Annotated in this window: 2 protein-coding genes; both read right to left on the bottom strand. The window is 70.9% G+C overall.

Features of this window, described 5'->3' with window-relative positions; genetic code table 11:
- Positions 1–392, bottom strand: a 392-nt coding sequence (locus tag JNL41_RS06015) for a hypothetical protein (RefSeq protein ID WP_293473370.1), incomplete at its 3' end; no start/stop codon positions are given.
- A gap of 213 nt (positions 393–605) precedes the next feature.
- On the bottom strand, positions 606–1822 hold a 1217-nt coding region (locus JNL41_RS06010), incomplete at its 5' end, for an ATP-binding cassette domain-containing protein (RefSeq protein ID WP_293473369.1).

Here is a 1822-nt window from a genome sequence, read left to right as displayed (position 1 = left end):
TCGCTCGCGGCCGTGTCGGCGTAGAACTGGGTCGGCGACGCCGCCTCGGCCGAGAGCGAGCCATTGACCGCAACGCGGAAGACGAGGTTGGCGCCGTCGTCGCCGAGGCCGCTGACGGTGACGCCGTCACCGACAAACCCGTAGGTGCTGGCGCTGGCGAAGACGTTGTTGGTGGTGGACACCCCGCTCGACGCCTTCAGGACGCCCAGGTCGGCGCTGACGTATGCCGACACTTGCGTCGCGCCGAAGCCGCCCGTCGTCTGAGCATCGCGGCTGCACGGGGTATTGTGCGAGCTGTCGGAGCCGGGTCCGAAATCGTTGACAGTTGCGAAGGCGCTGCATCGGAAGCTCGCCGCCTCGGCGGTTCCGGCGAGCAGGAGCGTCGCGCCCATGACAGCGCCCGCAGCGAAAGACGTCCTCAGAAGCCAGTTCATAACTCACCCTTCCCTACGTGGAGCCGCCAGACTGCGGCGGCCCTCGCGACGCTGCATCGGCCGGTCGGCTAGGCCGGGTGGCCTAGTTCGCCGCTCGATGCGGACGCACTGAGAGGTTCAGGGTTGGCCGGCGCGGACGGCGCGTCGTCATTCAGGTGAATGAGCTGCGGGTCAGCTCTCGCGCGTCTGGCGCCGCCACAACGCGGCGTACTCGCCGGCGTTGGCCAGGAGTTCGGCGTGGGTCCCCTGCTCGACGACGCGGCCGCGGCGCAGCACCACGATCCGGTCGGCGTCGACGATGGTCGAGAGCCGGTGGGCGATCACCAGGGTGGTGCGGCCGGCGCGGACCTTGCGCAGGGTCTCCTGGATCGCCGCCTCGGTGGGCCCGTCGAGGGCGCTGGTGGCCTCGTCCAGGATCAGCAGGCGCGGGTTGGCCAGGAGCGCGCGGGCGATGCCGACGCGCTGGCGCTCGCCGCCGGAGAGCTTGAGGCCCCGCTCGCCGACGCGGGTCTGCATGCCGCCCGGCAGGCCGTCGATGAAAGGCCCGAGTTCCGCCGCGTCGGCGGCCGCGCGCACCTCCTCGGGCGTGGCGTCGGGCCGGGCGAAGCCGACGTTGGCGTAGAGGGTCTCGTTGAAGAGCGCGACGTCCTGCGGGACCAGCGCCACGGCGCGGCGGATCTCGGCCTGCTGCACATCCTTCATGTCGACGCCGTCGATGGTCACGCGGCCTTCCTGCGGGTCGAGCAGGCGCATGGCGAGGCGCACGGCCGTGGTCTTGCCAGCGCCGGACGGGCCGACCAGGGCGACCGTCTGGCCCGGCGCGGCCTGGAAGCTCACGCCCAGCAGGCCCGACGAGCGCGCGTCGTGACGGAAGCTGACGTCGTCGAAGGCGATGGCGGCGCCCTGCCCGCTCGCCGGCGGCAGCGGCCGCGCGTTCGGGGCATCGACGATGTCGGGCGCGATCTCCTTCAGGGAGACCATCTGCTCCATGTCGATCAGGCCCTGGCGGATCTCCCGGTACTGGAAGCCCAGCATGCCGAGCGGCGCGTAGAGGCCACTGAGTAGAAAGATCGCCGCGGTGACGTCGCCGATCCTCAGATGCCCGCCCGAGACCTCGTAGCCGGCCATCACCGTCATCGCCGCCAGACCGACGTTCAGGATCAGCGACTGGGCGGCGTTCAGCAGGTTCAGCGAACCGTTGGCCTTGGAACTCGCGTCCACGTAGCGCGCCATGGCGTCGCCATAGGTCCCGACCAGGCGCTGCTCGGCCCCGAACGCCTTCAGCGTCTCGTAGTTCATGAGGGCGTCGTTCGACAGGCCGGCGGCGCGGTTCTCGGCCTCGTTCAGGTCGCGCCGGTGCGACAGCCGCCAGTCGGTGATCTTGAAGG

The organism is Phenylobacterium sp. (assembly GCF_016793285.1).
Taxonomy (GTDB): domain Bacteria; phylum Pseudomonadota; class Alphaproteobacteria; order Caulobacterales; family Caulobacteraceae; genus Phenylobacterium.
The sequence above is the reverse complement of the archived record's forward strand: the minus strand, read 5'-3'. Positions and strand labels throughout refer to the sequence as shown.